At 73.2% G+C, this 6,508-nt stretch carries 7 protein-coding genes; 4 read left to right on the forward strand and 3 right to left on the reverse strand.

The annotated features are described in order from the left end of the window. On the forward strand, nt 1-248 hold a 248-nt coding region (locus tag E1300_RS46295; RefSeq protein ID WP_131763627.1), incomplete at its 5' end, for a helix-turn-helix domain-containing protein. A 95-nt stretch (nt 249-343) separates the two neighbouring features. On the opposite strand, the gene E1300_RS46300 is transcribed toward E1300_RS46295, so the two are convergent. Next, nucleotides 344-1,261, reverse strand: coding sequence for an NADP-dependent oxidoreductase (locus tag E1300_RS46300; protein ID WP_131763633.1), 918 nt, complete (start codon nt 1,259-1,261; stop codon nt 344-346). A 144-nt stretch (nt 1,262-1,405) separates the two neighbouring features. Here E1300_RS46300 and E1300_RS46305 point away from each other — a divergent pair, with 144 nt between their 5' ends. After that, on the forward strand, nt 1,406-2,260 hold the full coding sequence (locus E1300_RS46305; protein ID WP_131763628.1) for a helix-turn-helix transcriptional regulator: 855 nt from the start codon (nt 1,406-1,408) through the stop codon (nt 2,258-2,260). A 39-nt stretch (nt 2,261-2,299) separates the two neighbouring features. On the opposite strand, the gene E1300_RS46310 is transcribed toward E1300_RS46305, so the two are convergent. Next, the gene (locus E1300_RS46310) at nt 2,300-3,283 is read right to left on the reverse strand and encodes a hypothetical protein (RefSeq protein ID WP_131763629.1); all 984 of its coding nucleotides are present in this window, start codon (nt 3,281-3,283) and stop codon (nt 2,300-2,302) included. Between the two features lie 621 nt (nt 3,284-3,904). Between E1300_RS46310 and E1300_RS46315 the strand changes: the two genes are divergently transcribed. Continuing rightward, nucleotides 3,905-4,534 (forward strand): hypothetical protein, encoded by a 630-nt coding sequence (locus E1300_RS46315; RefSeq protein WP_131763630.1) that lies wholly within the window; start codon nt 3,905-3,907, stop codon nt 4,532-4,534. A 194-nt stretch (nt 4,535-4,728) separates the two neighbouring features. On the opposite strand, the gene E1300_RS46320 is transcribed toward E1300_RS46315, so the two are convergent. Then, nucleotides 4,729-5,154 (reverse strand): hypothetical protein, encoded by a 426-nt coding sequence (locus E1300_RS46320; protein ID WP_131763631.1) that lies wholly within the window; start codon nt 5,152-5,154, stop codon nt 4,729-4,731. 197 nt (nt 5,155-5,351) lie between these two features. On the opposite strand from E1300_RS46320, the gene E1300_RS46325 reads away from it, so the two are divergent. Beyond that, nucleotides 5,352-6,497 carry an ATP-binding protein gene (locus E1300_RS46325; protein ID WP_131763632.1) on the forward strand — a complete coding sequence of 382 codons (1,146 nt, stop codon included), beginning with the start codon at nt 5,352-5,354 and terminating at the stop codon, nt 6,495-6,497. Nucleotides 6,498-6,508 lie beyond the last annotated feature (11 nt).

The raw sequence follows: 6,508 nt of genomic DNA on the forward strand, positions 1-6,508 counted from the left end.
CCCGCGCGGGCCGCGGCCGGGCGGCCGTGCCCGCCGCGCTGCGGGCCGCGGGCGTCACCAGCCGCGAGATGGACGTCCTCGCCCTGGTCACCGACGGGCTCACCAACCGGCAGATCGCGCAGCGGCTGTTCCTGTCGCCGCGCACCGTCGACACGCACGTCGGGAACCTGCTCGCGAAGACGGGCGCCGCCGACCGCACCGAGCTCCGCGCCCGGCACCGGGCGGCGGACGCGGCCCGTCCCGGCTGACCCCCCTGGCCTGGCCGAACCTCCCGCCCGGCCGAGCCCCGGGCCCGGCCGACTCCCCGGCCCGGCTGAATCCCCGGCCCCGCCCCGGGCTCCGGTCAGGGGTGGAGGACGATCTTGCCGTGGGTGTGGCCGCGTTCGAGGTCGCGGAAGGCGTCCCGCACGCGGTCCAGCGGGTAGGTGCGGGCGATCGGGACGTCCAGGTCGCCGCGCGCGGCGAGGCGGGCCAGCTCGCCGAGGACGACCGCGGAGGCCGCCGCGCCCTCGCCGTCGGTCCGCGCGCCGACCCTGGCGGCGGTCTCCCAGTCGCGGATCGTGTTGATCCGCCCGGGACGCACGCCCAGTTCCACCGCCAGGTCCACGTAGCCCTTCCCGAAGGTGTCGATGAACGCGTCGACGGTGCCGCCGGACGCCTGGCGGATCCGCTCGGCCATGCCGTCGCCGTACTCGACCGGGACGATGCCGTGCTCCTTCAGCCAGGCGTGGTTCGGCTCGCTCGCCAGGCCGATCACGGTGGCGCCGCGCCGCCGCGCGAGCTGCACGGCGAGCGACCCGACGCCGCCCGCCGCGCCGGACACCACGACCGTGTCGCCCGGTCCGGGATCGACCGCGAACACGGTGGCGTACGCGGTGGTGCCGGCCACGTGCAGCCCTCCGGCCACGTCCCAGGACAGCCCTTCCGGACGCGGCGTCAGGTGCACGTCATCGACCACGACGAACTCCGCGTGGCTCGCCCTCCGGTGGGTGAAGCCGAGGACCTCGGCGCCCACCGCGACACCGCGCACGTGCGCGCCGACCTCGACGACGACACCGGCCAGATCGGTGCCCTGGCCCGACGGGAACGTCGCCGGCCACCGCTCGTGCAGCCCGCCCGTGCGGATGTGGACCTCGCCCGGCTGGATCCCGGCCGCGCGGACCTCCACCAGGACCTGCCCGGGGCCGGGCACCGGACGCTCCACCTCCTCGACGCGCAGGACATCGATCCCGCCGTACTCGTGGAACCGCACCGCCTTCATCGTGATCACCGCTCCTCCTCGTCCGGACGGCCTTCCGGCCGCGCCTTCACGATGCCCGCGCGTCCGGCGGCGCTGAAGCGGAGCGGTCTCCCTAGGACCGGGGGTCCGAGGATGCGTGCCGCGGAAGGTGCTATCACTACCGGTATGGGATTGCAGCGCGACGACCTCGCCGACTTCCTGCGCCGGTCCCGGGAGCGGCTGACGCCGCGGGACGTCGGGCTGGCCGAGGGGCCGCGGCGGCGCACGCCGGGACTGCGCCGCGAGGAGGTCGCGATGCTCGCCGGGATGTCGGCCGACTACTACATGCGGCTGGAGCAGGCCAGGAGCCCGCAGCCCTCGGCGCAGATGCTGGCCGCGCTGACGCGTGCGCTGCGCCTGACCCCCGACGAGCGGGACCACCTCTACCTGCTCGCCGGGCACCGCCCGCCGGAGGACGCGCGGGCCGGCGAGTACCTGCGGCCGAGCATGCTGTACCTGCTGGACCGGCTGGACAGCGTGCCCGTCCAGGTGCTGAGCGACCTGGGCGATCTCCTGGCGCAGAACGACCTGGCGCAGGCGCTGTTCGGATGCGTGTGCACGGTCGCCCCGGAGGACCGCAACATCGTGCTGCGCTGGTTCACCGAGCCGGAGGTGCGGAGCCACTTCGCCCCCGAGGAGCACGAGGAGCACGCCCGGCAGATGGTCGCCGACCTGCGCGCCGCGGTGACCCGCCGCGGGCGGGACGCGGCGTCCCGCGCGCTCCTCACCCGGCTCCGGGAGGCCGGCGACGGCTTCGCGGCGCTGTGGGACCGGCACGAGGTCGCGGTGCGCCGGTCGCACCGGTACCGGTTCCTCCATCCCGAGCTCGGCGGGATCGAGTTCGACTGCGAGCTGCTGGCGACGCCCGCGGCGGACCAGCGGCTCCTCGTCTTCACCCCGCCGCCCGGCGGCACGGAGGCGCTGGACATGCTGCGCGTCCTCGGCCCGCAGCACCGCCACGCCACCGCGACCGGTTCCTGAGGCCGAGCCGCCGCATCCCGGCCAGCGGCGCAGGAGGCGTCACACGGGACGCCCCCGTGCGCCGGCCGCGGCACCTGCCTTGAAGGCGGGCGGGGCGCCGAGCCCCCCGCCTCCGTGTGCCGGGCTGAACCGTCCGTGGGCCGAGGTGAAGCCTCCGTGTGCCGGGGTGAAACCGTGCGTGCACGAGGGGTAGTCCCGCGCCAGCCGGGTCAGAGCGGCGGCGGTCGCGGCCAGGTCCGGCGGGACCCGGGTGACCGCCACCAGCGTTCGTGCGCCGTCCCGCACCGGCAGCGGGTTGCGGGTGTCGGTGAGCCAGTCGTAGCAGTGGGTGAGCCGCGGCTGATGGAGGGCGCCCAGCGCGAACATGATCGTCGATTCGTTGCGCAGGGCGAGCCGGTAGAGCTCGCTCGCGGCGAGCAGGGCCCGTTCGGTGCGGCTGGGCGTCGCGGGGTTGTAGCCCGGCCGCCGCCCGTGGTCGATGGAGGCCTGCTCCGCGCCGGCCCACTCCCGGTTGTGGACGGCCTTGACGTCCAGCCGTCCGGCCGCGAGCCGGGTGAGGTAGCGGGCCCATCGCCGGGCACCGGGATTGCCGTAGTCGTCGCCGCTGAGACCGAGGGCGAGGGCCAGCCCGCGGACGAGGGCCTCCAGCGCGGCGCCGTCGACGTAGGCCGACCAGGTGCCCGGCTGGCCGAGACCGTCCGCCGCCAGCACCTCGACGAAGGCCTGGAGCGCGTTCCAGCGGGCGAACCCCCGCTCGAAGCGCTGGGCGGGCCGGCGTTGCAGGTAGCTCACCACGCTCAGGCGCTCGGACGAGCTCATGGCGGCCAGCCGGTACTTCGTGCACGACAGGTCCCGCAGGCACGGGTCGGGCCATGGCGCCGTGTAGGCGACGGCCGCCGGCGGCCGGTCGGGAGCGGCGTGCCCGGCCGTCGTCACCGCGTGCGCGGACGAGAACGTGAGGTCCAGCAGGCAGCAGGTGAGCGGCATGGCGGTGAGCGGCCGGACGAGACGACGAACCATCATCCCATCACTCTAAGTATTGAGCACGCCACAAGTGGTGCAATTCCCGGGCGAGTCGGAGATGCGGGAACTCCCGAGTGATCACAAAAGAAAGACCGCGTCCGGTCTTGACCGGCCACACTTCGCGCCTCATGATGTCGATCATGTGAGGCATCACCGCTGCACCCGGCCGCTTCCCCGGCCGGCGGACATCGCGGCGTTGAACGGCGCGCGGCCTCGTGACGGATCTTGCCGATTCTCCGGGCCCGTGGGAGCGCGCCTTGCACCCGAGCACCCCCCGCACGAAAGACTTCGTCCCCCGCCACGCCGCGGGAACGCGCCTGCGGCACAGCCGCGGCGACCCCGCGTTCACCGACCCCTGACGGCGCGGAGCACCGCACCGGCTTCCGCACCGTGACCTGCCATTACCACTGAACCCCTGACTCCCATTCCACGACCCTGCCGCTTGTCGGCGACCCGCCATCGAGAGCCATGTGGACAGCGCCGTCGAGCGCTCTTTTCCGCATTCCCGAATTGAATAGAAACTTCCTCGTGTCTGATCTGCCCAGAACTCTTGAAATCGCCGGGAGAAGATGAAATAAAGCTCGATACCACCCCCTTGGCACCTCGTGAAAGGAGCAACAGGTGTCACGTATTCGGAACCTCGCTGTCGTAGGGGCCGCATCGGTCTCCGCCCTCGCTCTGGCGGTCTCGCCGGCGTCCGCCGCGACGACCACCATCCACAGCGGCAGCATCACCGGTCCCGCCTACTCCGGTGCCGTGGTCGCCACGAACCTGGGCGACGTCAGCGTGACGACCTCGCTGAGCAACGCGACGTGCACGTCGGCGATCCAGAACGGCACGGTCAACTCCGACGGCTCCAACCTGACCGTCACGTCCGCGACCTTCAGCGGCTGCACCAGCAGCCTCGGCGCCGTGACGGTGACCGCCCAGAACCTCCCCTGGGCCGGCGGTTCCGTGGTCTACAGCCCGACGGCCGGCGGCGCGGACGGCACCCTCACCGTCGCCAACTACACCGTCGGCGCGACGGTCTTCGGCCTCAGCTGCGTGTACTCCGGCACCCTCACGGGCAGCGGATACAACCCCGACAACCCCACCCGTCCCGACACCTCGGTCGCCCAGTCCCAAGCCAAGATCACCAACGGCGTGGTGAGCAAGAAGAGCGGGTCCTTCCTGTGCCCCGCCACGGCGACGGTCAACGCCGCATACCAGCTCGTCGGTGCCGGCGGCGAGCAGCTCTGGGCTTCGAGCTGATCCCGCTCCCCCAGCGGCCCGGAAGGCCGGTGACCCGCCGCTAGGGGCACTTCCGGCCCGCCGAGCCGCGATCACGAGACCGACAGGGCCGTTCGTCCCGCCCAGCGCGGAACGAACGGCCCTGCCTCATGTCGCGATGCGTCCGCGGGGACTCAATCGGCGCCCGAGATGCCTTTCACCGCGACCAGCGCCGGTCAGGAAGTCGGAGGCTTCTCGCAGTGCTTGGGGATCTTCTTGGGGAAGGTCACCTTGTAGGGCGTGGCCATGGAGTCCCAGACCTTCTTCTTGCCCTTGGTCTCCTTGTTGACGACGAAGCACTTGCCCTTCTTCTTCTCGCCACCGTTCGTCTGCTTCCAGACCTGGATGGCCCGCTTCTGCTTGCAGCGGTTGGTGAATTTGAAGGTGGTGGAGAGATTCCCCGGGGAGAAGGAAACGGTGATCTTCTTCCCCTTCGGGGTCTTGCACTTCCCGTTGAACTTCTTCGAGGCCTGGGCCTGGACGGGATCGCTCGCCTTGACGGCGACGTGCCCGCCGGTCGGCTCGGCATTGGCGGCGGCGGGCGCGGTGACCGCCATCGCCGCTCCGGCGGCGGCCGCCAAGACGAAGACGCGAGTCCTCATTGCGTTCTCCTTTCCGATGGGAACGCGATGATCATGACAATGGCGGGCTCGCGCGCGCTTCCGCGAACCAACCGGTGTGCCGGCAGGCGATCGGCGCCGCGCATCGGCCGCCGGCGGCGCGCCTGCGCCCGGGCCGTCCGTCGTGCCGGTGCCAGGAATCTGTACGATCGTTCGTTCTTCTTTGGTAGGTTGCCCGCATGCTCTACGGGCGGGAACCGGAACAGGCGCTCATCGACCGGATGCTGGCGGACGGCCGGGCCGGTCTCAGCGGCTCTCTCGTCCTGTCAGGGGACGTGGGCACCGGCAAGTCGGCGCTGCTGGCGTTCGCCGCCGACCGCGCGTCCGGTGCTCGCGTGGTGCGCGTGGCGGGCGTCGAGGCGGAGGCGCGGCTGCCGTTCGCGGGGCTGCATCTGCTGCTGCGGTCCGTGGCGGACCGGGTCGAGGCGTTGCCGGCCTCGCAGCGCGAGGTCCTGCGGGATCCGCTGGGGACGGGGGTGTCCGGGCCGGAGGAGTGCGTCCGGGTGGGCTTGGCCGTCCTGGCTCTGCTGTCCGGCACCGGCTGCGACGGCCGGCTGGCCGTGCTGATCGATGACGCGCAGTGGCTGGACGGCCCGTCCGCCGAGGCGCTGCTGTTCGCGGCCCGCCGCCTGGAGGCCGGCGGCACCACGATGATCTTCGCGGGTCGCGGCGGGGACGGGTTCCCGGCGCAGGGGCTCCCCTCGCGGGTGCTGGGGCCGCTGGACGCGGAGGCCGCAGCGGGGTTGCTGGACGAGCGGCATCCCGATCTGTCCCCGTGGGTGCGGGAGAGGCTCCTGCGGGAGGCGGCGGGCAATCCGGCGGCTCTGGTCGCGCTGCCCGCGGCCCTCACGGATCGTGAGCGGACAGGGGGCCTGTTCCCGCCGGCAGGGCCGGTCGGGCTCGACCGGTTCCCGGCCGAGTGGCGGGGCGCGTTCGACGCCCAGGTCGCCGGCCTGCCCGCCGCGACGCGGGCCCTGCTGCTGCTCGCGGCGCTGGACGACCGGGGAGAGCTGGGCGTGCTGGTGTGCGCGGGCCGCCGGCTCGGTGCCTCGGTCGGGGATCTGGAGGCCGCCGAGCAGGGCGGGCTCATCGAGGTCCGCGATCGCCGTCTGGTCTTCCGGAACCCGCTGCTGCGGGCCGCGATCGCCGCGGCCTCGTCCCTGCCGCGGCGGTCGGCCGCGCACGAGGCGCTCGCCGCGGCGTACGGGGACGAGCGGGACGCGGAGCGGCGGGCATGGCACCTCGCCGCGGGCGCCGTCGAGGCCGACGAGGAGCTCGCCGCCGCGCTGGCGCGGACCGCCGGACGGGCGCGGGCCTCGGCGTGATCTGGGGCTTC

This window comes from Actinomadura fibrosa (assembly GCF_900659615.1).
In the GTDB taxonomy this organism is placed as follows: Bacteria; Actinomycetota; Actinomycetes; order Streptosporangiales; family Streptosporangiaceae; genus Spirillospora; species Spirillospora fibrosa.